Origin of the sequence: Bradyrhizobium ontarionense, assembly GCF_021088345.1 — a bacterium.
In the GTDB taxonomy this organism is placed as follows: Bacteria; Pseudomonadota; Alphaproteobacteria; order Rhizobiales; family Xanthobacteraceae; genus Bradyrhizobium; species Bradyrhizobium ontarionense.
On the sequence record NZ_CP088156.1, the window covers coordinates 7128168 to 7151026 of the forward strand.

18 protein-coding genes are annotated in these 22859 nt (G+C 64.4%); 14 read left to right on the forward strand and 4 right to left on the reverse strand.

Translation table 11 applies throughout. The features are described 5' to 3' along the window. Nucleotides 1-162 precede the first annotated feature (162 nt). Nucleotides 163-741 carry a hypothetical protein gene (locus LQG66_RS31235; protein WP_231328018.1) on the forward strand — a complete coding sequence of 193 codons (579 nt, stop codon included), beginning with the start codon at nt 163-165 and terminating at the stop codon, nt 739-741. A gap of 122 nt (nt 742-863) precedes the next feature. Then, the gene (locus LQG66_RS31240; protein ID WP_231319662.1) at nt 864-1481 is read left to right on the forward strand and encodes a single stranded DNA-binding domain-containing protein; all 618 of its coding nucleotides are present in this window, start codon (nt 864-866) and stop codon (nt 1479-1481) included. A 196-nt stretch (nt 1482-1677) separates the two neighbouring features. Here the strand turns inward: LQG66_RS31240 and LQG66_RS31245 are convergent, their stop codons facing one another. Next, nucleotides 1678-2814: an alpha-hydroxy acid oxidase gene (locus tag LQG66_RS31245; protein WP_231319663.1), complete on the reverse strand. Its 1137-nt coding sequence runs from the start codon at nt 2812-2814 to the stop codon at nt 1678-1680. Nucleotides 2815-3248: 434 nt separating this feature from the next. Between LQG66_RS31245 and glmM the strand changes: the two genes are divergently transcribed. From glmM to LQG66_RS31270, 5 genes are all read left to right on the forward strand, one after another. Then, complete coding sequence (gene glmM, locus LQG66_RS31250) at nt 3249-4601, forward strand: phosphoglucosamine mutase (RefSeq protein WP_231319664.1); 1353 nt, start codon at nt 3249-3251, stop codon at nt 4599-4601. 323 nt (nt 4602-4924) lie between these two features. After that, nucleotides 4925-5767 (forward strand): outer membrane protein, encoded by an 843-nt coding sequence (locus tag LQG66_RS31255; protein WP_231319665.1) that lies wholly within the window; start codon nt 4925-4927, stop codon nt 5765-5767. Between the two features lie 188 nt (nt 5768-5955). Next, entirely contained in the window at nt 5956-6804 is an 849-nt protein-coding gene (locus LQG66_RS31260; RefSeq protein ID WP_231319666.1) for an outer membrane protein, read from the forward strand. A gap of 87 nt (nt 6805-6891) precedes the next feature. Then, nucleotides 6892-7482, forward strand: coding sequence for a glutathione S-transferase family protein (locus LQG66_RS31265; RefSeq protein WP_231319667.1), 591 nt, complete (start codon nt 6892-6894; stop codon nt 7480-7482). A 22-nt stretch (nt 7483-7504) separates the two neighbouring features. Then, nucleotides 7505-7960 (forward strand): GNAT family N-acetyltransferase, encoded by a 456-nt coding sequence (locus LQG66_RS31270; protein WP_231319668.1) that lies wholly within the window; start codon nt 7505-7507, stop codon nt 7958-7960. A 6-nt stretch (nt 7961-7966) separates the two neighbouring features. Here LQG66_RS31270 and LQG66_RS31275 read toward each other — a convergent pair whose 3' ends face one another. Beyond that, nucleotides 7967-8818 carry an amidohydrolase family protein gene (locus LQG66_RS31275; protein WP_231319669.1) on the reverse strand — a complete coding sequence of 284 codons (852 nt, stop codon included), beginning with the start codon at nt 8816-8818 and terminating at the stop codon, nt 7967-7969. Then, nucleotides 8815-9801 carry an aldo/keto reductase gene (locus LQG66_RS31280; RefSeq protein WP_231319670.1) on the reverse strand — a complete coding sequence of 329 codons (987 nt, stop codon included), beginning with the start codon at nt 9799-9801 and terminating at the stop codon, nt 8815-8817. The genes LQG66_RS31275 and LQG66_RS31280 overlap by 4 nt, the downstream gene beginning before the upstream one ends. Nucleotides 9802-9912: 111 nt before the next feature. On the opposite strand from LQG66_RS31280, the gene LQG66_RS31285 reads away from it, so the two are divergent. The 7 genes from LQG66_RS31285 (at nt 9913) to LQG66_RS31315 (ending at nt 21412) form a co-directional block, all read left to right on the forward strand. Continuing rightward, on the forward strand, nt 9913-10203 hold the full coding sequence (locus tag LQG66_RS31285; RefSeq protein ID WP_231319671.1) for a hypothetical protein: 291 nt from the start codon (nt 9913-9915) through the stop codon (nt 10201-10203). Nucleotides 10204-10344: 141 nt separating this feature from the next. After that, nucleotides 10345-11517, forward strand: coding sequence for a phosphoserine transaminase (locus LQG66_RS31290; RefSeq protein WP_231319672.1), 1173 nt, complete (start codon nt 10345-10347; stop codon nt 11515-11517). Between the two features lie 269 nt (nt 11518-11786). After that, complete coding sequence (gene serA / locus LQG66_RS31295; protein ID WP_231319673.1) at nt 11787-13376, forward strand: phosphoglycerate dehydrogenase; 1590 nt, start codon at nt 11787-11789, stop codon at nt 13374-13376. Nucleotides 13377-13577: 201 nt separating this feature from the next. Continuing rightward, nucleotides 13578-15242 carry a mucoidy inhibitor MuiA family protein gene (locus tag LQG66_RS31300; RefSeq protein ID WP_231328019.1) on the forward strand — a complete coding sequence of 555 codons (1665 nt, stop codon included), beginning with the start codon at nt 13578-13580 and terminating at the stop codon, nt 15240-15242. 683 nt (nt 15243-15925) lie between these two features. Beyond that, nucleotides 15926-17506: an ABC transporter substrate-binding protein gene (locus tag LQG66_RS31305; RefSeq protein WP_345778924.1), complete on the forward strand. Its 1581-nt coding sequence runs from the start codon at nt 15926-15928 to the stop codon at nt 17504-17506. Between the two features lie 256 nt (nt 17507-17762). Next, complete coding sequence (gene ftsH, locus LQG66_RS31310) at nt 17763-19616, forward strand: ATP-dependent zinc metalloprotease FtsH (RefSeq protein ID WP_231319674.1); 1854 nt, start codon at nt 17763-17765, stop codon at nt 19614-19616. Between the two features lie 110 nt (nt 19617-19726). Next, on the forward strand, nt 19727-21412 hold the full coding sequence (locus tag LQG66_RS31315) for a methyl-accepting chemotaxis protein (RefSeq protein WP_231319675.1): 1686 nt from the start codon (nt 19727-19729) through the stop codon (nt 21410-21412). Between the two features lie 86 nt (nt 21413-21498). Here LQG66_RS31315 and LQG66_RS31320 read toward each other — a convergent pair whose 3' ends face one another. Continuing rightward, nucleotides 21499-22854, reverse strand: coding sequence for an esterase-like activity of phytase family protein (locus tag LQG66_RS31320; protein WP_231319676.1), 1356 nt, complete (start codon nt 22852-22854; stop codon nt 21499-21501). Nucleotides 22855-22859 lie beyond the last annotated feature (5 nt).

The following is a 22859-nucleotide window of genomic DNA, read 5'->3' on the forward strand; positions in this document are numbered from 1 at the left end:
ATTGGCTTGAGAATGGAATAAGCGTCGCTGAGCGGCGTCTCAATCCACGTTGCTCGCGCACGGTCCGTTAGCGGACCTGAACGAGAGTCCAAGCCATAGAGCCCCGGAGCCCCCTTCATGTCTGCTCGTTTCGCCCTGATCCGCCCCGTCGCTGCACTCGTCATGGTTGCGGCGACCTCCGTGCTCGCGATTGCCCAACAGGTTCCCGTGCCGACGCGCGTCCGCGGCACCATCGAAAACGTCGGCGGCGATATGCTGACGGTGAAGTCCCGCAGCGGCGAGGCCTTCAAGCTGCACATGGCCAGCGATCTGCGCGTGGTCGGCGTCATCAAGGCGCAGCTGTCCGACATCAAGCTCGGGTCGTTCATCGGCGCCACCACGGTGCCCGGACCGGACGGCGAGCCGAAGGCAGTGGAAATTCACATCTTCCCGGAGGACATGCGGGGCACCGGCGAGGGCTCACGGCCCTACGATCTGAAGCCGAATTCCAGCATGACCAACGCCACCGTCTCCGAAAGCTCGGTGTCGAGCGACGGCCACACGCTGCTGATCAAATACAAGGGCGGCGAGAAGAAGGTCGACATCTCGCCTGACACTCCGATCGTGACCTTCGTGCCCGGCGAGACATCCGAGCTGAAGGCCGGCGCCAAGGTGATCGCCTTCATCAAGCCAATGCCGGACGGCTCGTTCGAGACCAGCCGCGTCAGCGTCGGCCGTGATGGTGTGACACCGCCGATGTAACAACCGACGTCTCGGCTCGTAACTCGCTTGTGGCCAGCCGCGGCGTCGACTTGGGAATGGCTCCTCCGGTGGAGTGGCCCGCGTGCGTGATTGATCGTATCAACATCCCGTTGGGAGGGGTTATGTCGAAGTCTTTGTCATTGAAGTCGGGCCTCGCAATGCTTGCGCTGAGCCTGGTTTCCACGCTGGCGCTGGCGCAGCAGCCGTCGACGGTTCGCATTCGCGGCACCATCGAAGCCGTCGACGGTCCGATGCTCTCGATCAAGACCCGTGAGGGGACCGACATGAAGGTCAAGATGACCGACGATGTCGCCGTGTTCGCCGTAGTCAAGACCTCGTTGTCGGAGATCAAGGATGGCTCCTATATCGGCGTTACCGGCATGCCGCAGCCCGACGGCACTCAGAAGGCGATCGCGGTTCACATCTTCCCGGAAAACCAGCGCGGCGCGGCGGAAGGCTTTCGTCCCTGGGACCGTCAGCCGAATTCGACCATGACCAATGCGACCGTTGCGCAGACGGTGAAGGGCACCGACGGCCAGAACATCACCGTCAAGTACAAGGACGGTGAGAAGAAGGTCGTTGTGCCGCCGGAGACGCCGATCGTCACCTTCGTCGCGAGCGACAAGTCCGAGGTCAAGGCCGGCAGCCACATCATCATTTTCGGAGCGGTGAAGAAGGACGACGTGCTGGAGGCCAACCGCGTCAATGTCGGCCGCGATGGCATCACGCCGCCAATGTGAGCGCGTTGCGGTCGTTCCGCTGAATGCCGGGCAACAACAATGGTGCCGTCGCTGCGAAAGTTGGGAGCCCCAGGCCCGAGGCGGATGTTGCCGTGCAAGAGCGTGCTGTCGCGTGTCCTGATAAATCTCGCTGTCTAGCCCCGGGACGCGCGCCAAACCGGCGCTCGCCCGGGACGATTGTCGGACTTGAGGCGAGCTAACTCGCCACGACCTTGCGGTCGATCTCGGCCACCGTGTTGACGCCGCACAGGCCCATGGTCGTCAGCAGTTCGTTGCGGATGATGTCGATGGCCTTGGCGACGCCGGCCTGGCCGCCGGCGCCGAGGCCGTAGGCGTAGGCGCGGCCGAGCATGCAGGATTTGGCGCCGAGCGCGAGCGCGCGCATCACGTCCTGCCCGGAGCGGATGCCGCCGTCGAACATGATCTCGATCTTGTCGCCGACCGCTTCCGCAATGCCCGGCAGGACGTGGATCGACGACGGCGCGCCGTCGAGCTGACGGCCGCCATGGTTCGACACGACAAGCGCCTGCGCGCCGGTCTCGGCGGCGAGCTTGGCGTCCTCGATGTCATGGATGCCCTTGATGATCAGCTTGCCCGGCCAGATGGAGCGGATCCAGTCGACGTCCTTCCAGTTCAGCGAGGTGTCGAACTGCGCCGCGGTCCAGGCCGAGAGCTTGGTGAGATCCTCGGTGTTCTTCACGTGGCCGGCGATGTTGCCGAAGGTGCGGCGCTTGCCCTGCAGCACGCCCGAGACCCAGGCCGGCTTGGTGGCGAAGTCGAACAGCTTCGACAGCGTCCATTCCGGCGGCACGCTCATGCCGTTCTTGATGTCCTGGTGGCGCTGGCCGATCACCTGCAGGTCGACGGTCAGGCACAGCGCGGTGCACTTTGCCGCGATGGCGCGCTCAACCAGCTCCTTGATGAAGCCGCGGTCCTTCATGACGTAGAGCTGGAACCAGAACGGCTTCTCGACGCTGCCGGCGATGTCCTCGATCGAGCAGATCGACATCGTGCTCTGCGTGAACGGGATGCCGGCGGCCTGCGCGGCGCGGCAGGCGTGAATCTCGCCGTCGCCGTGCTGCATGCCCAGAAGGCCGACCGGCGCCAGGACCAGCGGCATCGCCGAGGGCTCGCCGAGGATGGTCGTCGACAGATCGCGCTTGGAGACGTCGACCAGGATGCGCTGACGGAATTTGATGTTCTGCAGGTCGTCCCGATTGGCGCGCAGGGTCTCTTCCGCATAGGAGCCCCGGTCGGCGTAGTCGAAGAATGCCTTGGGCACGCGGCGCTTGTGCAGCAGGCGCAGGTCTTCAATGCAGGTGATGTGTTTCATCGCAGTCTTCGGCTCCCCACCGACGGTCGTTTCTTGGGCGTGCCCGTCATCTAGCATCTTTGCGGCGGCTGCCAAATCCAACTTGGAACGGCAAGGCGGTTGAGGCAGACACCGCAAGCTGTGGGCCGCCGTGCGACAGCGCACCTTCGGTTGTCCTCCGACTGAGGAACTTCGGCGAAGGTGATAGACTTTACCGTCGCGGAGACGGCGCCGAAGCGCTGCGCGAGCCCTGCCTGCCGGCTCCGACCAGGGGAAAAATTAGCCTTAACAATAGCTTATGGATGTCGTGGCAGTTTCCTGGTAATGATTGATCACATTTTTTGAAGCCATCTTAGCTTTAAGGCGACTATAACCCGCGGGCTGACCGGGCGGACCGATGTCGTGATTCGTGCCCGCCCGCTAAGGAAATCCAGAAAGCCGTTGCTGGGGGTCATATGAGCCGTAACTATTTCGGGACCGATGGGATTCGCGGCCGCGCCAATGGCCTGATCACACCGGAACTCGCGCTCAAGGTCGGGCAGGCGGCTGGTCTTCTGTTTCAGCGCGGCGAGCATCGCCACCGGGTCGTGATCGGCAAGGATACCCGCCTGTCCGGCTACATGATCGAATACGCGATGGTGGCCGGCTTCACCTCGGTCGGCATGGACGTGCTGCTGGTCGGCCCGATGCCGACGCCTGCGGTCGCGATGCTGACCAAGTCGATGCGGGCCGATCTCGGCGTCATGATCTCGGCGTCGCACAATCTGTTCGAGGACAACGGCATCAAGCTGTTTGGTCCGCAGGGCTTCAAGCTGTCCGACGACGTCGAGAGGCAGATCGAGCAACTGCTCGATGAATCGCTCGACAAGAAGCTGGCGCAGAGCGCGAGCCTCGGGCGTGCCCGCCGCATCGACGGCGTGCACGATCGCTACATCGAATTCGCCAAGCGCACCCTGCCGCGCGACATCTCGCTCGACGGTCTGCGCGTGGTCGTCGATTGCGCCAACGGTGCGGCCTACAAGGTGGTGCCCGAGGCGCTGTGGGAGCTCGGCGCCGACGTCATTTCGATCGGCGTCGAACCCGACGGTTTCAACATCAACAAGGAATGCGGCTCGACCGCGCCGGAAGCTCTTTGTCGGAAAGTCCGTGAAATGCGCGCCGACATCGGCATCGCGCTGGATGGTGATGCGGATCGCGTCATCCTGGTCGACGAGCGCGGCCACATCGTCGATGGCGACCAGCTGCTCGCGGTGATCGCGCAGAGCTGGAAGGAAGACGGTCGCCTGGCGCAGCCCGGCATCGTCGCCACCGTGATGTCCAATCTCGGGCTCGAGCGCTTCCTGCAGGGGCAGGGGCTCGAACTGGTGCGCACGCCGGTCGGCGACCGCTATGTTCTGGAACGCATGCTGGCCGACGGCTACAATCTCGGCGGCGAGCAGTCCGGTCACATCATCCTGTCGGACTACGCGACGACGGGCGACGGCTTCGTCGCTGCCCTGCAGGTGCTGGCAACGGTGCAGAGGCTGCGCCGTCCGGTCTCCGAGGTCTGCCACCGCTTCGATCCGCTGCCGCAGATCCTCAAGAACGTACGCTATCGCAGCGGCAGGCCACTGGAAGCCGACGAAGTGAAGTCGGCGATCGATACCGGGCAGAAGCGTCTCAACGGCCACGGCCGTCTGCTCGTGCGCTCCTCCGGCACCGAGCCCGTGATCCGCGTCATGGGCGAGGGCGACGACCGGTCATTGGTCGAGGAGGTGGTCGACGAGATCGTCGCTGCCGTCGGCAACGCGGCCGCCGCGGCAGCATAGGCATCGGCAAACCATATCGTCTGTTTCGAGCCTGCCGTCACGTCCCGACGGCAGGTTTTTCATGTCGGCGATCGAGGCGGTCGTTCGTGTGAGTTGGCGGCGGACGCAGAACTAATCAGCTGTGTCGATCGCATCGCCCTGTTGCTTGCTAACGAATCGTTAGGAGATGTTACGCAGCAGTGAACGGTTCCGGCGTGCTCATGGAATGTCAACCTTAATTATTAGGGTTAAGCGCCGCTTAAGCATTTGGTGCGATTGTACAGCCGTCAGTTGTGATGTGGGGCCCATTTCCGAACGCCTCACCGGCCAAAGGGACGAAGCCAATGCGTAGCGTTAAGTCTTTGATCGCCGCCGGAGCGGCCTCTCTGTTTTCCACTTTGGCCTTTGCGGCCGACATGCCCATCATGCCCCCTCCAGTCTACGCGCCGCCCCCGGCGGCCGATTTTGGCGGCTGGTACCTGCGCGGCGATATCGGGTTCAGCAATCAGAAGGTCAAGGACGTCCATTATACGCGCGAGTCGGCCTATACGCCGATGACCTCGTTCAACCAGACATCCGCGTTCGACACTGCCGGCATCTACGGCGTCGGCCTCGGTTATCGTTTCAACAGCTGGTTCCGCATGGACGTGACGGGCCAGTATCGCGGCAATTCGAACTTCAAGGCCACTGACCGCTTCACGGCTACCGCCGGCGGCGTGCCCTACAACGGCATCGACAACTACAACGGCACCAAGTCCGAGTGGCTGGTGCTCGCCAACGCCTATGTCGATCTCGGCACCTGGTGGTGCGTCACCCCATTCATCGGCGCCGGCGTCGGCGGCGCGCGAGTCTCGATCGCGAACTTCACCGACACGGGCATCAACAACCTGCCGTTCACGACGACGAGCTTCGCGACGGCGCCGACCGCTTCGAAGTGGAATTTCGCCTGGGCGGCGCACGCCGGTCTCGCCTACGCCGTCAATCCGAACCTCGTGCTCGAACTGGCCTACAGCTACGTCGATCTCGGCCAGGGGCAAACGGGCGTGCTGTCGGACTACGTGGGCAACACCACCGGCAACGTCTTCAAGTTCAAGGACATCACCTCGCACGACCTGAAGCTCGGCGTGCGCTGGAATTTCGACAACCCGCCGCCGCCCCCGATGCCGCCGCTGATCCGCAAGGGCTGAGGTCTGAACTAATCATTCCAGTGATGGACGAACGGCGCGGGTCTCCTGCGCCGTTTCGCTTTTCGCGTGTCCGTTCGATCGCTTTCGCGCTGAAAGAATTGCCGCGCGAAGCTTTGCGACAACGAATGATTAAGGTTAACACGCGATGATCGCGACTGAGAGTTCAAGTAGCTGATTGGAGCGTTGCGATGCGTAGCCTGGTTGTGGCGGTTTCGGTGTTTGGCATGGTCTCGGCTGCCCAGGCCGCCGACTTGTCCGACCTTCCGATCCTGAGGGGCGGCCTCACCGAAGGCCTGGCCAATTCCAGGGTCAACTGGGACGGATATTACGTCGGTGGTCAGGCCGGCTATGGCGCGTCCGACGAGAAGTTCAGCGGCAGCAATCAGACGATGACCGCCGCTCTGCTCGCCAACACAGCGATCGAAAGCGCCTACGGCGTGTCGCAATGGCCACTTCCGTTTGGAAAGACAACAGGGAAGACAAGTGCCTTTGGAGCCTTTGCGGGCTATAACTCGCAGTGGGATGATGTCGTGCTCGGCGTCGAAATGAGCTATATGCACGGATCTTTCGGCGGCACCGCCTCGGCAAGCATGTCGCGTTCGTTCAGTACCCCGATTTCCGGCTTCTATCACGCCGTCACGTCGAACGCAGCTTCGTCGATATCGATCTCAGACGTGGCCACCATTCGCGGCCGGGCTGGCTACGCCATGGGAAGCTTCCTGCCCTACGCATTCTTCGGGCTGGCATTGGGAAAAGCCGATACGACCCGGAGCGTATCCGTCGACGACAACTATGCAGCGACTTACGCCGTTGCGGTTTCATCCTGCAATAGTGCGACGCCGCCGTTCTGTGCGACGTTGAGCGCGGCGGAAGGCCAGCATAATCGCCTCATCTACGGCTATTCCGCCGGACTTGGTGTCGACGTGAACCTTTACGCGGGACTGTTTGCCCGGTTTGAATATGAATATGTCCGCTTCGCGACCACCGTCGACACCAACATCAATACCGTGCGCGCGGGTCTCGGCTACAAGTTCTGAGCTTGCCGCGGGATCGCCCGGCGGTCCTGCCGGTTGACAGTTTCCGCGGCGCCTGCTGCTCTCCAGTCGACGGACAGGGGAGCGGGAATGCGGATCTACGGCGATCTCAAGTCGGGCAATTGCCTGAAGGTGAAATGGGTGTGCGATCATCTCGCGCTCCCGTACGACTGGGTCGATGTCGATATCATGAAAGGCGGGAGCCGCACGCCGGACTTTCTCGCGCTCAATCCATGGGGGCAGGTCCCCGCGATCGTGCTCGACGATGGCCGCCCCCTTGCTCAGTCGAACGCGATCATTCGCTATCTGGCGCGGGACAGCCGGCTCATCCCGGCAGATGCCTATGCGCAGGCGAAGATGGACGAGTGGCTGTTCTGGGAACAATATAGCCACGAACCCTACGTCGCGACGTGCCGCTTCCACATGGTCTATCTCGGCAAGCCGGCCTCCGAGCTCGACCCGGAGAAGGTGAAGCGTGGCTATGCCGCGCTCGATCACATGCAGCGGCAGCTCGAACGCTCGCGTTTCCTCGCGGGGGAGACCTTGTCGCTGGCCGACATCGCGCTGCTGGCCTATACCCGGCTCGCCCATGAAGGCGGCTTCGATCTCTCGCACCGCGGCGCAGTCAGGCGCTGGATTGGCGAGGCGGAGACGCTGCTCGGGCTTTCGCCGGCGGGGTGAGTGACGGATGATGTCAGAGTCCATGTCGATCACGATTCGGCGCGCGCGCCGCGAGGATGTCGCCGCCATTGTCGCGATGCTCGCCGACGATCACCTCGGCCGGGCGCGCGAGCGCGTCGAGGACCCGCTGCCGGAGCCATATTTCGCGGCTTTCGACGCCATCTCGCGGGATGCGAACATCACGCTCGTGGTGGCCGAGGAGGCTGGCCGCGTGGTTGGCTCTCTGCAGCTCTGCATCCTGCCGGGCCTGAGCTCGCAAGGGGCGTCGCGGGCGCTGGTCGAGGACGTTCGCGTCGCAACGGACCGCCGCAGCCGTGGCATCGGCGAGCAGCTCCTGCAATGGGCGATCGCAGAGGCGCGCAGCCGCCGCTGCAATCTGATCGAGCTCATGACGCATCAGAGCCGCACCGACGCGCAGCGCTTCTACGAGCGCCTCGGCTTTGCCCGCAGCCATATCGGCATGGTGATGCGGTTCTGAGCGCCGCTACGGTGCCAGCCGGTAGGCCGTGACAGCGTTGGGACCGAACGCCTTGGTAGGTATGGTCGGACCAAGCTGCGCCAGGCAGTGCTCGATCGCCTTTTTGATCGCACCATAGCTGCCGGCCAGCAGGCAGACCGGCCAGTCCGAGCCGAAGATCAGCCGGTCCTCGCCGAAGCTGCGGGCGACATGCGTCACATAGGGCAGCAGCCGCGCGGCGTCCCAATCGGCCCACACCGCCTCGGTCGCCAGCCCCGAGACCTTGCACCAGACGTTGCCGCAGGCGGCGAGCTCCGTGATGCAGTCGGCCCATTTGCGGTCGAAGCCCGTTGCAATCGGCGGCTTGGCGCAATGGTCGAGCACGAAGCGCGCCCGCGGGAAGGCACGCACCGTCGCGGTCGCCAAGGGCAGCTCGCGCGTGCGCACCAGCAGATCGTAGCTCAGATCGTGCGCGAACACGGCTTCGAGCCCGTGCCGGACGTCGCTGCGCAGGAGCCAGTCCGCGTTCGGCTCGTCATGGACCTGATGGCGGATGCCGACCAGCTTGTTGCCGCCGGGCAGTCGGCGCAGCCGGTCGATCGTGGATCCCACGGAAGGATCGGTCAGGTCGACCCAGCCGACGACACCGGCGATGAACGGCGTCGCGTGGGCGACGCGCAGAAATTCCTCGGTCTCGTCGAGCGACGACCGGGTCTGCACCAGGATGCTGGCGTCCAGACCGTTCTCGGCGAGCAGCGGGGCGAGGTCTGCGGGACCGAAAGCGCGGCGGATCGGCGCCAGCGCGTCGCCGGCCATCCAGGAATACTCGGCGCGATCAGGGTCCCAGAAATGCTGATGCGCATCGATGACGCGGCTCATGTTGCATCTCCCGGCAGCGGCGCGCGCGGATCGACCAGATTGCGGGCGCGCAGGTCGCGCCAGAACGCGTCGGGGATCAGCGCTTGCGCCATCGCGATATTGTCGGCGGCCTCATCAGCCGTGCGGGCGCCCTGCAGGCCGACGGTGACGGCGGGATGGGCGAGGCAGAACTGGATCGCCGCGGCTTTGAGCTCGGTGTTGTGCTGCCTGCACAAGGCATCGAGCTCGCGCGCGCGGGCCACCAGCCTCGCGTCGGCATCTTCGTAGTTGAATTTCGCCTGGCCATGAGGGTTGGCCAGGATGCCGCTGTTGTAGATGCCGCCAAGAATGATGGCGACGTTCTGCCTCTCGCAGATCGGGAACAGCGCCGTCAGCGCGCCCTGGTCGAGCAGCGTGTAACGGCCGGCGAGGAGGAAGCAGTCGACCGGGACGGCCTCGGCAAAGCGCGTCAGCATCTCCGACTGGTTCATGCCGGCGCCGATCGCCTTGATGCTGCCGTCGTCGCGCAGCCGCTGCAGCGCGCGGAAGGCGCCGGCGACGGCGTCATTGTAATGATCGTCCGGATCATGCACGAGCAGGATGTCGATGCGATCGAGACCAAGCCGAACCAGGCTCTCCTCGACCGAGCGCATCACGCCATCATAGGAATAATCGAAGCGCGGCCGCAGCGGCGGCGTGCCCTTGTAGTGCGGATCTTCGTCCGATGCCGTCGGGTCCGGTCGCAGCAGCCGGCCGACCTTGGTCGAGATCACATAACTGTCGCGCGGCTGCTTGCGCAGAAACGCGCCCAGCCGCTGCTCGGCGAGACCGAAGCCATAGAGCGGCGCGGTGTCGTAGAAGCGCACCCCGCGCGACCACGCCGCCGCGATCGTCGCCTCGGCATCGCCATCGCTGACCGGCTCGAACAGGCCGCCAAGCGGCGCCGTGCCAAGGCCGAGGCGGGTGATTTCGAGTGAGCTCCTCCCGAGACGGACGCGTTCCATTGTTCTATCCTTGTTGTTCGGCGCGTGCAGCTTGCATCATTGTGCATGAGCAAGTCCGGCGACACAACGCCACAGCATGCGCGATACGGCAACCAAAACGAGGAGGGAACGATGTCGGGGATCAATCCGCTGACGGCGCTCGGCGTCGTGCTGGCGACCGCGGCGACCGACGCGGTCTACGTCATGTTCACCACTGCGGTCGTTGCACGGCGACGGTTGTCGGCGGCAACCTGGAGCTCGATCTGGTACATGCTGTCGTCGTTCGCGGTGATCAGCTACACCGAGAACTGGATCTATGTGGCCTTCGCCGCGGTCGGCTCCTGGATCGGCGCCTATGCGTCGATGACTTTCCTGCATCGTCAGCCCGCAGGCCAGGCGCCGATGGGATCCGCGCCGGAGTAGCGCTGCTTGCATGCCAGCACGACTGCGTGAACGCGCGTGGGCGTGCTTGCGAAGTTCCTTGACGTGGAACGACCCTTCCCTTAATCACGCCAGCGGGACACCTCCCCCCAACGGGAGGCTTACTATCTGGAAGGATAGACGATGACTGCAGCGAAGCCTTCGCAGCGGCCTGTTGTGCCGCATTTCTCCTCCGGCCCCTGCGCCAAGCGCCCCGGATGGACCTCCGAAAATCTCAAGGACGCTCCCCTCGGCCGCTCGCACCGCGCGAAGATCGGCAAGGCCAAGCTCAAGCAGGCCATCGAGCTGACGCGCGAGGTGCTGGAAGTTCCGGCCGACTACAAGATCGGCATCGTTCCGGCGTCCGACACCGGGGCGGTCGAGATGGCGCTGTGGTCGCTGCTCGGCGCGCGGCCCGTCACCACGATCGCCTGGGAATCCTTCGGCGAGGGCTGGGTCAGCGACATCGTCAAGGAGCTCAAGCTCAAGGACGTCACCAAGCTGCACGCGGGTTACGGCGAGATTCCGGATCTGTCCAAGGTCGATCCCGCATCTGACGTCGTCTTCACCTGGAACGGCACCACCTCCGGCGTGCGCGTGCCGAATGCCGACTGGATCAGCGCGAGCCGCGAAGGCCTGACGATCTGCGACGCCACCTCGGCGGCGTTCGCGCAAGCGCTCGACTGGCCGAAGCTCGACGTCGTCACCTTCTCCTGGCAGAAGGCGCTCGGCGGCGAGGCCGCGCATGGCATGCTCATTCTGTCGCCGCGCGCGGTCGAACGTCTCGAGACCTACAAGCCGGCCTGGCCGCTGCCGAAGATCTTCCGCCTCACCAAGGGCGGCAAGCTCAATGCCGGCATCTTTGAAGGCGAGACCATCAACACGCCGTCGATGCTCTGCGTCGAGGACTATCTGGACGCGCTGAACTGGGGCAAGTCGATCGGCGGTTTGAAGGCGCTGATCGCGCGCGCCGATGCCAACACCAAGGTGCTCGCGGACTGGAAGGCCAAGACGCCCTGGATCGACTTCCTGGCGCAGGATCCTGCGATCCGCTCCAACACCTCGGTCTGCCTGAAGGTCGTCGATCCCACCATCACGTCGCTGTCGGCCGATGCCCAGGCTGATTTCGCGAAGAAGCTGGTGGCGATGGTCGAGAAGGAGAACGCCGGCTTCGACTTCGCCCATTACCGTGATGCGCCGGCTGGCCTGCGCATCTGGTGCGGCGCGACCGTGGAAGCCAAGGACGTCGCGCTGCTGACGCAGTGGATCGACTGGGCGTTCGCCGAATCCAAGGCGGCGTTGCCGAAGGCGGCCTGAGGCGCGCGCCGCGTCATTGCGAGCGCAGAGAAGCAATCCAGGGCCACAACGACAATCTGGATTGCTTCGTCGCTTCGCTCCTCGCAATGACGGAAATCAACTGCGTAGGGTGGGCAAAGGCGCGAAGCGCCGTGCCCACCATCAACGTCACCCGACGCGAAAGACGGTGGGCACGCTGCGCTTTGCCCACCCTACGAGCAGACAGCTTTCCCATCATCCCGGCGCCCCGCGCCGCCCCTCTCTCAAGAGAGGCGTGAAGGACCATCGTCATGTCCAAACCCAAAGTTCTCATTTCCGACGCGCTCTCACCGGCTGCCGTACAGATCTTTCGGGATCGCGGCGTCGAGGTCGACTTCCAGCCCAATCTCGGCAAGGACAAGGACAAGCTCGCCGACATCATCGGCGACTATGACGGCCTTGCGATCCGCTCCGCGACCAAGGCGACGGCCAAGATTATCGAGCGCGCCAAGCGGCTGAAGGTGATCGGCCGCGCCGGCATCGGCGTTGACAACGTCGAGATTCCCGCGGCAACCGCCAAGGGCATCATCGTGATGAACACGCCGTTCGGCAATTCGATCACCACCGCCGAGCACGCGATCACGCTGATGCTGGCGCTGGCGCGCGAGATCCCGCAGGCCGATGCCTCGACCCAGGCCGGCAAGTGGGAGAAGAACCGCTTCATGGGCGTCGAGATCACCGGCAAGACGCTCGGTGTCGTCGGCTGCGGCAACATCGGCTCGATCGTCTGCGACCGTGCGCAGGGCCTGCGCATGAAGGTGATCGGCTTCGATCCGTTCCTCACCGAGGAACGCGCGCGAGACCTCGGCGTCGAGAAGGTCGAGCTCGACGAATTGCTCAAGCGCGCCGACTTCATCACGCTGCACACGCCGCTCACCGACAAGACCCGCAACATCATCGATGCCGCGGCCATTGCGAAGACGAAGAAGGGCGTGCGCATCATCAATTGCGCGCGCGGCGGCCTGGTCGACGAGCAGGCGCTGCTCGAGGCCCTCAACAGCAAGCATGTCGCGGGTGCGGCGCTCGACGTGTTTGCTGAGGAGCCCGCCACCAGCAATGCGCTGTTCGGCCATCCCGGGGTGATCTGCACGCCGCATCTCGGCGCCTCCACCACGGAAGCGCAGGAGAACGTCGCGCTGCAGATCGCCGAGCAGATGTCGGACTATCTGCTCACCGGCGCCATCTCGAACGCGATCAACTTCCCCTCGATCACGGCGGAAGAAGCGCCCAAGCTGAAGCCGTTCATCGCGCTCGCCGAGAAGCTCGGATCGTTCGCGGGCCAGCTCACCGAGAGCAGCATTGCCAAGATCCAGATCACCTATGAGGGCCATGTCGCGGAGATGAAGACCAAGGCGCTGACCTCGGCAGTGCTCGCAGGTCTGTTGCGGCCGATGCTGGGCGAGGTCAACGTCGTGTCGGCGCCGGTCATCGCCAAGGAGCGCGGCATGATCGTCGACGAGGTGCTGCGTGCCGGCGAGAGCGACTATGAAAGCCTGATCACGGTCGCCGTCACCACCGAGCATCAGGAGCGCGCGGTGTCGGGGACAGTCTATGCCGACGGCAAGCCGCGGCTGGTGGACATCAAGGGCATCCGCGTCGATGCCGAGTTTGGCAAGTCGATGATCTACGTGACCAACGAGGACAAGCCGGGCTTCATCGGCAAGTTCGCGAGCCTGTTGGGCGACGCCAAGATCAACATCGCGACCTTCCATCTCGGCCGTGTCGCAGCCGGCGGCGATGCCATCGCGCTGGTCGAGATCGACGGCGCCGTGCCGGCCGATCTGGTCGCCAAGATCCAGGCGCTGCCGCAGGTCAAGCAGGCCAAGGCGCTGGCGTTCTGATCGCGCATGGCCGTATCGGCCGAGCCAACGAGGCAGCACGGCATTTCGCCGTGCTGCCTTTTTTCGTCCTCGACGGCATTCGAGGGGGCGTCCTTGCCGGGCTTCCATTGAACCCGGCTGTCTTTCGTCGCGTCTAACGCCGAGCAAAGGACCGGTCGATCCGGTCCTGCGGGTGCTGGGATTGCGGAGAGAGCGATGACGATGCGAAAAATGGGCCTGGTCACCACGGGTCTCATGCTTGGAGCTGCCCTGACGACGGCGTCTGGCCATGCTGCAAACCTCGATGCGACCTCCATTGTCGATGCCGTCACTGTCTATCCCGATGGTGCGACCGTGACGCGGGTCATCGCGCTCGACCTTCCCGCTGGCGAGACCACCGCGATCGCCAAGGACTTTCCGCTTGGACTCGATGCCTCCTCGCTGCGGGTCGAAGGCGACGCGGGAGCCAGGCTCGTGATCGGCACCGTGGACGCGAAGCCGCCGCGCGCGGCACCGCCCGTCAATCTGCCCGAGATCGACAAGCGCATCGAGGCGCTGAAGGATGAGCGCGCCAATCTCGACGGCACCATTGCCGCCGCCCTTGCGCGGAAGAAATTTGCCGAGCGCTTCGCTGAGGCGTCGCCGGCCGGGCTCGGCGAGAAGGGCGAGGCGCGCCCCATCGCGGAGTGGCGCAATGCGTTCGCCGCCGTCGCCGAAGAGGTCGGGCAGGCGGACAGCGCGGTCCGCGACGCCGAGCGCAAGCAGCGCGAGATCGATCGCGAGATCGCCCGCCTGCAGGCTGATCGTGGAACGAAGCCGCCGAGCAGGATGGAGGTCCAGATCGAGTTGTCGGCGGCGGCCGCGACCAAGGCGACGTTGCGCGTGACCTACGCGGTGCGCAATGCCCGCTGGGTGCCGCTGTACGATGCGCGTCTCGACACCTCGGCGAAGGATCGCAAGCCTGCGCTGGAGCTGGTGCGCCGTGCCGAGATCCAGCAGAGCACCGGCGAGGACTGGTCCGATGTCGCGCTCTCGGTCTCCACGGTGAGGACCGGACGAGGCGGCAGCGCGCCCGAACTGCGTACCGTGATCGCGCAATATCCTCCGCCGCCGTCTCCGCCTATGGCACAACTCGGGACGCTGTCCGACAAGGCGCCTAGGCAGCGGAGCATGGAGCCATACGCTCCCGTCGCGGCAGCTCCTGAGGCGGGTAAGCGGGCGGAAGAGCGCGAGACCTCCGTCGAGATTAGCGCCTATCAGACCGCCTTCCGGCTACCTGGACGCGTCAGCGTGGGCGCCAATGATGGCGCGAAGAGCCTGCGCATCTCGACCGCGATGATCACGCCTGAACTGATCATTCGTTCAGCGCCGGTGGTGGATCCCACCGCGTACCTCGAAGCGAACTTCACGCAGGCCGAGGATACGCCGCTGCTGCCGGGCAAGGTCTCGATCTATCGCGATGGCATGTTTGTCGGAACATCGAGGTTGCCAGCGGCCGGCAAGGAGGAGGCCGTCCGGCTCGGCTTCGGTGCCGACGACAAGGTCAAGGTCGAGCGCAGCGTCGTCAAACGCAATGAAGGTTCGGCCGGCCTAATCGTGACGACGGCCAGGATCGACGAGCGCGCCTTCAAGACGACGATCCGCAACGCGCACGACTTCCCGGTCAAGGTCGCGATCCAGGATCAACTGCCGGTCAGCGAGAACGAGGAGATCGTGGTCGAGATGCTGCCTGCGACCACGCCGCCGACATCGACCAACGTCCGCGATCGGCGCGGTGTGATCGAATGGATGGTCGATGCCAAGCCCGGCGAGACCAAGGACATTTCGTTCGCTTGGCGCGCACGCTGGCCGAAGGACAAGACCATCGTCATGCAGCCTTCAGGGTAGCTGATTCTGGAGCAATCGTAGGGGATGCCGTCCGGCGTGAGCGGCCGTCCGACTCGTCGTTCGGGCGTCCCCCAGCAACTTGAGATCAGGCCGCAGTTAGTTGCTGTACTCGTAGTTTAAAATCGAGTCCTGCAAGATCTCGCCGGGGCGTCAGACCGTGGTCAAGATCGTTGGTCTGCCCTGATCCGAACTTAAAGCTGTCGTAGTTGCGAACGATGCCGAGTCCTCGCTTCCGGCGCGGACGCGGGCGGCGATTGATAGTTGGGCAGCAAATTGCGATTTGCTGGAGACGGGGAAAAGACATGCTTTCGATGATCGGGCCTTCGCGGCGGAAAATGACCGCGCGACACCGATCGTTGCGCACGCCAATCTGATCTTTTCGTCATGTTTCCGACATTTCAGGTCGTTGCGGCGATGTCCGAATCGCCGGACAGGGCGGTCATTTTGGCCGCGGCCATCGTTCCGTTTGGCGGGATGACGCAGGCTGTTCGCAAGGCCCTGATTCGTTCGCCTGATTTGTCGCACGCGTCCCTGCCACCACAGAACGTTCCAGGGCTTCATCCTGCCCTGACCAGCCGATGCAGGCGCATGGCTCGGTGTCGAGCGGCGATCGATCCGATGGCCGTCGGACGCAGATGGCGCGTGCCTTTCGGCGGACAGCAACGGAGGTCTCAGTCTACCAGATGCAATATTTGTCCTTGGTCTCGTGCATCATGCGGCGTTCGCGTCGGATCGCGGTCTTGTCCGCCGCCATGCTGGCCGTAAGCGTCAGCGGAGCCATCTCGGCCGACAATGTCAGCCTGGTTCGTGAGCTATCCGGCCGTGTTGGTCCGATCATCGGATCCGCCCAGGCATGCCAAAGCATCGCTCCCCGTCGCGTCCAGGTGATCGTCGGTAAGTTTCAGGGAGCGATTCGCGAGGCCTCGACCAACCCCAAGGATCGGAATGAGCTCGCCCGAGATTTCGAGCGAAACGTCGTCAACGGCCGTGCCGCGGTCAACGGCGGACGAGCCGATTGCAGGCTGGTCGAGGGCCAGCTTGCCGACCTCGAGCGGAGCCTCAACGTGGCGCCGCCGACCATGTCGGCCACCGCGCCCGCAGCCGTTGCTGTGACCGGCGCGATCAGGCCTGCTGCGTCCGGCCCTGTGCGCGGCGTGAGTGATCAGGAGATTCGCTTCGGAATGGTCATCCCCTACACGGGAAGCGCCAAGGAGAACGGGCAGAGCTACAAGCGCGGCATCGAGGTGGCATTCGCGCGAACCAATGCCAGCGGCGGCGTCAATGGACGGATGCTCAAGCTGATCGCCGCGGACGACGGCTTCGAGCCGTCGCGGACGCTGGATGCGATGAAGCTGCTCTGGGACAAGGAGCAGGTGTTCGGTTTTCTCGGTAATCTCGGCACGCCGACCGCTGCAGTCGCGATCCCGTTTGCGCTCGAACGCCGCGTGCTGTTCTTCGCGCCATTCACCGGCGGTAGTGTGGTGCGGCATGACCCGCCGGACCGTTACGTCTTCAACTACAGGCCGAGCTTCGTCGAGGAGGCTGACGCGGCGGTGCGCTACCTGCTGAAGATTCGCAAGTTCAAGCCGAACCAGATCGCGGTCTTCGGCCAGAATGACGATCTGGGCGATCAGGGCTTCGCCGGCGTCGCCAAGGCCTATCGCGCGGCAGGTCTCAGCGACAAATCGATCCTGCGTCTGACCTACAACCGTAACTCGGTCGACATGGATGAGGCGGTCAATCAGCTGAAGCGGCAGAAGGTGCCGATACGGGCGATCGTCATGGTCGGGACGACGAGGCCGGCTGCGAAATTCATCGAGAAGACGCGGGATCTGTTTCCGGGGATGATCTACACGAACATGTCGATCGTCGGCGCCACCGCGCTGGCGCAGGAATTGATGCTGCTGGGACCGCGCTTCACCGAGAACGTCATCGTGACGCAGGCGGTGCCGGCCGTGTCAGGCTATTCGAGCACGGTTCTCGACTTCAAGAATGCGCTTGCCCAGGCATTCCCCGGCGAAGTCCCCGACTACGTCTCGCTCGAAGGCTACGTCGCGGCCGGTCTCTTGATCGATGCGATCAAGCGCACCGGGCCGCAGCTCGACACCGAGCGGCTGGTGGACGTGCTGGAAGGTACGCGCAATCTCGACATGGGTCTGGGAGCCTCGCTCAATCTCAGCCGCGGCGATCACCAGGCCCTGCACAAGGTCTGGGGGACGGAACTCGACAAGACGGGATCATATCAGCCGCTCGACCTGGAATGATCCGCTCGGATGATTGGATGATCTGCCCGAAGTGATCCGCCGCCGCGCGACTGCTTGGCAGGATCGGCAAGGGCACGCCCTGGGTTTGCGAGAAGGGGAGCGGCGTTCGGCAATGTCGGGCCGTGCTCCGGCCACGTGGGCGCACTTGATCCAGGACAAGCGCATCGACGAGCCGGCTTGTTAAGGGCTGTCGCAGTTCCGGCGGCATCGATCATGTCCGATCGATCGCCGGAGTGGTCCGAGACGAGTGTCCGCCATGGAATCCGACCCGAACGTCCGCAAGCAGGCCATTGCCGTCGGCTACATCTTTCTCGCCGGCGTTGGCATGCTGCTGCTGCAATGGCTGCTGACGGCCTACAACACGGTCGAGACGATTCCCTACAGCCAGTTCGAGCAACTGGTGGAGCAGGGCAGGATCGCCGAGGTCTCGGTCAGCCAGGACACGATCCAGGGCAAATTCAAGGACAAGCAGCAGGACGGCAAGACCTCCTTCATCACAGCGCGGGTCGATCCGCCGCTCGCCGAGAAGCTGGCGGCGAAGGGGGTCACCGTAACCGGCGTGCCTGCGGGCGGATTGATCCAGACGCTGCTGTCCTGGGTCGTGCCGGCGTTGATGTTCTATCTGGTCTGGGTGTTCCTCGGCCGCAAGGTGATGGACCGCCAGGGCTTCGGCGGTCTGATGTCGATCGGCAAGTCGCGCGCCAAGGTCTATGTGGAGACCGACACCAAGGTCACCTTCGCCGATGTGGCCGGGGTCGACGAGGCCAAGTTCGAGCTGCAGGAGGTCGTGCAGTTTCTCAAGGATCCGAAGAGCTATGGCCGGCTCGGCGCGCATGTGCCGAAAGGGATCCTGCTCGTCGGCCCGCCCGGCACGGGCAAGACCCTGCTCGCGCGTGCCGTGGCAGGCGAAGCCGGCGTCGCCTTCTTCTCGATCTCGGGCTCCGAGTTCGTCGAGATGTTCGTGGGCGTCGGCGCCGCCAGGGTGCGCGACCTGTTCGAACAGGCGCGCAAGGCGGCGCCCTGCATCATCTTCATCGACGAGCTCGACGCGCTCGGCCGCAGCCGGACAGCGGGCGGTCCGATGGGCGGCTATGATGAGAAGGAGCAGACGCTCAATCAGTTGCTGGCCGAGCTCGACGGCTTCGATCCAAGCTCCGGCGTCATCCTGCTCGCGGCGACCAACCGGCCTGAGATTCTCGATCCGGCGCTGCTGCGCGCCGGCCGCTTCGACCGCCAGGTGCTGGTCGATCGGCCGGACAAGATCGGGCGGCTCGCGATCCTCAAGGTGCACGTCAGCAAGATCACGATGGCCGACGGCGTCGAGCTCGACAAGGTCGCCGCGCTCACCGCCGGTTTCACCGGCGCCGATCTCGCCAACCTGATCAACGAGGCCGCGATCGCGGCGACGCGCCGCAAGGGTCACGACGTCACGTTCGATGATTTCACCGTCGCCATCGAGCGGATCGTCGCCGGCCTCGAAAAGAAGAGCCGTGTGCTCAACCCCGCCGAGCGGCGCAGGGTCGCCTATCACGAGATGGGCCATGCCCTGGTCGCCGCCAATCTGGCCGGGGTCGATCCGGTGCAGAAAGTCTCGATCATTCCGCGCGGCGTCGGCGCGCTCGGCTATACGATGCAGCGGCCGACCGAGGATCGCTTCCTGCTCGCGGTCAGCGAATTGAAGAACCGCATCGCAGTGCTGATGGGCGGCCGTGCCTCGGAACAGCTCATCTTCGATGGCGACGTCTCGACCGGTGCCGCCGACGACCTGCAGCGCGCGACCGAGATCGCGATCGAGATGGTCACGAAGTACGGCATGGATGCAAAGGTCGGCCAGCGCACCTACGCGCCACGGCCGCTGACCTCGTTCCTGCAGCCGCAGGACCAGGTCGTCTCAGCGGCGGAGGAGACCGGGCGCGAGATCGACCTCGCCGTGCGCGAGCTCGTCGCCGACGGTGGTGCTCGCGCGCGCGCCATTCTCGAGGGCCATCGGCAGGATCTCGAGCAGGGCGTGGCGCTGTTGATCGCGAAGGAGACGCTGACGGCCGAGGAGTTCGCGCCGTTGCGGCCGGCGTCCACCTCAGCCACAGGAGAGGCGGCCGTCGGAAGTTGATCCGGGTTTTTACGGATATTGTCCGCAACGGAACTCTAACCATCACCTGATGAATCTGTCGTCAGTTATCCTTGACAGATCGATCACATCGATCGGGTGGAGTTTCTCGCGTGCTGCTGAACAACCTGAAGATTGCCCCCAAGCTCGCCATCGTCGTCGGCATCGCGCTGTTGGGCCTCGCGGCGGCCGGCACGTTCGCTGGCAATCTCATGCAGAACGAGATGATCAACGCCCGCATCGAGGAGTGCCGGGCGATCGTCGAGACCGCGCGCAACATGGCTCTCGGCCTCGTCAAGGAGGTCGAAGCCGGCAAGATGACGAAGGAGGCCGCGATCGACGAGTTCGTCAAGCGCGGCAGCACGATGACCTTCGACAAGGGCATGGGCTACCTTTTCGCCTATACGATGGACGGCAACGTCGTTCTGTCTCAGGATCCGAAGCAGCGCGGCCAGAACGTCATCGATTTCGAGCTCAACGGCCGCAAGCTCGTCGTTGAGCTGCGCGACGGCGTCGCCAAGGACGGTGACGTAACCTTGCGTTACGAATATCTGCGCCCCGGTCAGGAGCAGCCGACCCGCAAGATCTCCTATGCGGTCATGATTCCGGGCTGGAACACGTTCGTGGGCACCGGCGTCTACGTCGACGATCTCGACGCCAAGCTGAAGCCGCTGAAATGGATGATGTGGCTGGCCTGCGCCGGCATCGCCGTCATTGCCGGCGGGATGACCTGGCTGATCAGCCGCAGCATCAGCGTGCCGCTCGATCGTCTCGGCATCCGCATGCGCGAGATCGCCGATGGCCAGCTCGATGGTGAAATTCCCGGGGTCGGCCGCGGCGACGAGATCGGCGGGATGGCCGCGACCGTCCAGATCTTCAAGGACAACGCGCTGCGGATGCGCGAGCTCGAGCAGGCCGAGGCCGCGACCCAGCAGCGCACGGCCGCCGAGCGGCGCGCCGCCATGCAGAACCTGGCCGCCGATTTCGAGCGCAGCGTCAACGGCATCGTCCGCTCGGTGGCGTCGGCCGCCGAGGGCATGCAGCACACTGCCCAGTCGATGACGTCGACCGCGACCGATGCCAGCTCGCGCGCCTCGACCGTCGGCGCCGCGACCCAGAGCGCGAACGACAATGTCGGCACGGTCGCCGCCGCCGCCGAGGAGCTGTCCAGCTCGGTCAATGAGATCTCCCGTCAGGTCGCCCGCTCCAGCGAGATCGCGAGCAAGGCGGTCAACGACGCCGAGCGCACCAACGCCACCGTGCAGGTGCTGTCGACCGGCGCCGAGAAGATCGGCGAGGTCGTGAAGCTGATCCACTCGATCGCGGCGCAGACCAATCTGCTGGCGCTGAACGCCACGATCGAGGCCGCCCGCGCCGGCGAATCCGGCAAGGGCTTTGCGGTCGTCGCCTCCGAGGTCAAGGCGCTTGCCAACCAGACCGCGAAGGCGACGGAGGAGATCTCGGCCCAGGTCGCGGCGATGCAGACGTCGACCCAGGATGCGGTCGCAGCGATCAGCGGCATTACCCAGACCATCGCGCAAATGAGCGAGATCACCAACTCGATCTCGACCTCGATTGCACAGCAGGGCGACGCAACGCGCGAAATCGCCCGCAACATCCAGTCGGTTGCTGCCGGCTCGAACGAGATCAGCACGCATATCGGCGGCGTGACCAGGGCGGCGGAAGCGACCGGCGTGGCTGCGTCCGAGGTGCTGTCGAGTGCGCGCGAGCTCGACAGCCAGTCCGGCCTGCTGCAGCAGGCGGTTGACGGCTTCATGGCCAAGGTGCGGGTCGCTTGATCGAACCCGGGCGCTGTCGTCGCGGGAGGCGATAGCCTCCTCAAAAGAACGGCACCCAGGTCGTCAACCCCTCGATCGCGCAGCCGCTACTTCGCCTTGAGGAAGTCGCCGACTTCCAGCAGCACGAACTCGTTGTCATCAGCCTTGTTGGGATCGCGGCTGGACGAGAACGGCAGGTTGTTGTCATTGCCGACGATGATGTGCGTGTCGTCGACACGATCGACGTTCTCGATCGTGAAGAACGGGAAGGTGAGCACGCCGTCGTTGAGCGGCTTGCGCGCCTTCTTGTCCGGATCCTTGATCTTCATCAGGTCGATATAGGCGATCTTGCGGACCGGCTTGCCGACATTGGCGTCGGACAATTCGATCTTGTAGACGCGCTTGAACTTGGCGACGTCAGGAAAGCAGTTCTCGCCGCGGACGCCTTGCGGACAGGCCTTGTCGCTGGTGCCCTCGCCATTGTCGCGCTCGATGATCAGGCCTTGGCTCGGGTCGATCATGTTGAAGTCGCCGATCGCATTGCCGTTCTGCTCGAACACGTACTGCCAGTAGCGGCCGGTGAACTTCTCGGCGGCGACGTCGAATTCGAGGATGCGCGAGGCTTCCTTGCCGTCGACCTTGTCCCACTCCTTCTTGTCGGCGTCCCACAGCGGGCCTTCGAGCAGGCCGTAGATGAACTTGCCGTCGACGGACGAGGCGAAGCCCTCGAAGCCCTTCGAGCGGCGCAGATTGACGTTGGTGTAGGTCGCGCCGGGCGCCCCCGGTGATTGCACCGCCCAATGGTCGGGCGAGCGGACCGGCTTGCCGTCCGCAATCGTCTCGAACACGCTCAGCACCTTGCCGCTCTTGTCCGCCTTGATGATGTAGGGGCCGAATTCATCGCCGATCCAGAGATTGTCGCCGATGATCTGAAAGCCCTCGGTGTCGAAATCGGCGCCGGTCAGATAGCGCTTGGCGGTGTCCTCATGGACGATACGGAACGGGACTTTCCTGTCGAGATCGTGGAGGAAGATGGTCTCGAGCCGTTCGACCTTGCCGCCGGTCCAGTCGATCTTGTAGTGGTTCAGATACAGCATGGAGTCCGGCGAGTTGTAGCGCGAGCCCATGCCGTTGTCGGTGAGCACCCAGAACGTGCCGTCGGCCATCTTCTTGATGCCGGAGTGGCCCTGCAACGGTTGTCCTTTGAACGGCAACGACACCCCGGTGGGGCGTTCATAGGACTTGCCCATGACGGTCCCGATCGCGTCGATACGCTTGCCGGTCGTATACTTGCCGGAGGTCTTGAGATCGGTCGGCGCGTCGGACGGGGCGTCGACGAACGATTCGGCGGGCATGACCGCGTGGCCCGCGAGCGTCGCGGGGAATTCACCTTCGCCCTGAGCCAGCGCGGCGCCGGCGCTCAGAACGAGGGCGGCAACGGTGGAAAGCAGATATCGATGCATGGGAA

What these genes read in the sequence shown, in the direction of transcription:
- LQG66_RS31245 (WP_231319663.1), bottom strand. Translation starts at nt 2,814, where the DNA reads ATGAAACACATCACCTGCATTGAAGACCTGCGCCTGCTGCACAAGCGC.
- LQG66_RS31275 (WP_231319669.1), bottom strand. Translation starts at nt 8,818, where the DNA reads ATGAGCCGCGTCATCGATGCGCATCAGCATTTCTGGGACCCTGATCGC.
- LQG66_RS31280 (WP_231319670.1), bottom strand. Translation starts at nt 9,801, where the DNA reads ATGGAACGCGTCCGTCTCGGGAGGAGCTCACTCGAAATCACCCGCCTC.
- ftsH (WP_231319674.1), top strand. Translation starts at nt 17,763, where the DNA reads ATGGAATCCGACCCGAACGTCCGCAAGCAGGCCATTGCCGTCGGCTAC.
- LQG66_RS31265 (WP_231319667.1), top strand. Translation starts at nt 6,892, where the DNA reads ATGCGGATCTACGGCGATCTCAAGTCGGGCAATTGCCTGAAGGTGAAA.
- LQG66_RS31240 (WP_231319662.1), top strand. Translation starts at nt 864, where the DNA reads ATGTCGAAGTCTTTGTCATTGAAGTCGGGCCTCGCAATGCTTGCGCTG.
- LQG66_RS31255 (WP_231319665.1), top strand. Translation starts at nt 4,925, where the DNA reads ATGCGTAGCGTTAAGTCTTTGATCGCCGCCGGAGCGGCCTCTCTGTTT.
- LQG66_RS31305 (WP_345778924.1), top strand. Translation starts at nt 15,926, where the DNA reads ATGCAATATTTGTCCTTGGTCTCGTGCATCATGCGGCGTTCGCGTCGG.
- LQG66_RS31300 (WP_231328019.1), top strand. Translation starts at nt 13,578, where the DNA reads ATGCGAAAAATGGGCCTGGTCACCACGGGTCTCATGCTTGGAGCTGCC.
- LQG66_RS31290 (WP_231319672.1), top strand. Translation starts at nt 10,345, where the DNA reads ATGACTGCAGCGAAGCCTTCGCAGCGGCCTGTTGTGCCGCATTTCTCC.
- LQG66_RS31285 (WP_231319671.1), top strand. Translation starts at nt 9,913, where the DNA reads ATGTCGGGGATCAATCCGCTGACGGCGCTCGGCGTCGTGCTGGCGACC.
- glmM (WP_231319664.1), top strand. Translation starts at nt 3,249, where the DNA reads ATGAGCCGTAACTATTTCGGGACCGATGGGATTCGCGGCCGCGCCAAT.
- serA (WP_231319673.1), top strand. Translation starts at nt 11,787, where the DNA reads ATGTCCAAACCCAAAGTTCTCATTTCCGACGCGCTCTCACCGGCTGCC.
- LQG66_RS31320 (WP_231319676.1), bottom strand. Translation starts at nt 22,854, where the DNA reads ATGCATCGATATCTGCTTTCCACCGTTGCCGCCCTCGTTCTGAGCGCC.
- LQG66_RS31270 (WP_231319668.1), top strand. Translation starts at nt 7,505, where the DNA reads ATGTCGATCACGATTCGGCGCGCGCGCCGCGAGGATGTCGCCGCCATT.
- LQG66_RS31260 (WP_231319666.1), top strand. Translation starts at nt 5,956, where the DNA reads ATGCGTAGCCTGGTTGTGGCGGTTTCGGTGTTTGGCATGGTCTCGGCT.
- LQG66_RS31235 (WP_231328018.1), top strand. Translation starts at nt 163, where the DNA reads ATGGTTGCGGCGACCTCCGTGCTCGCGATTGCCCAACAGGTTCCCGTG.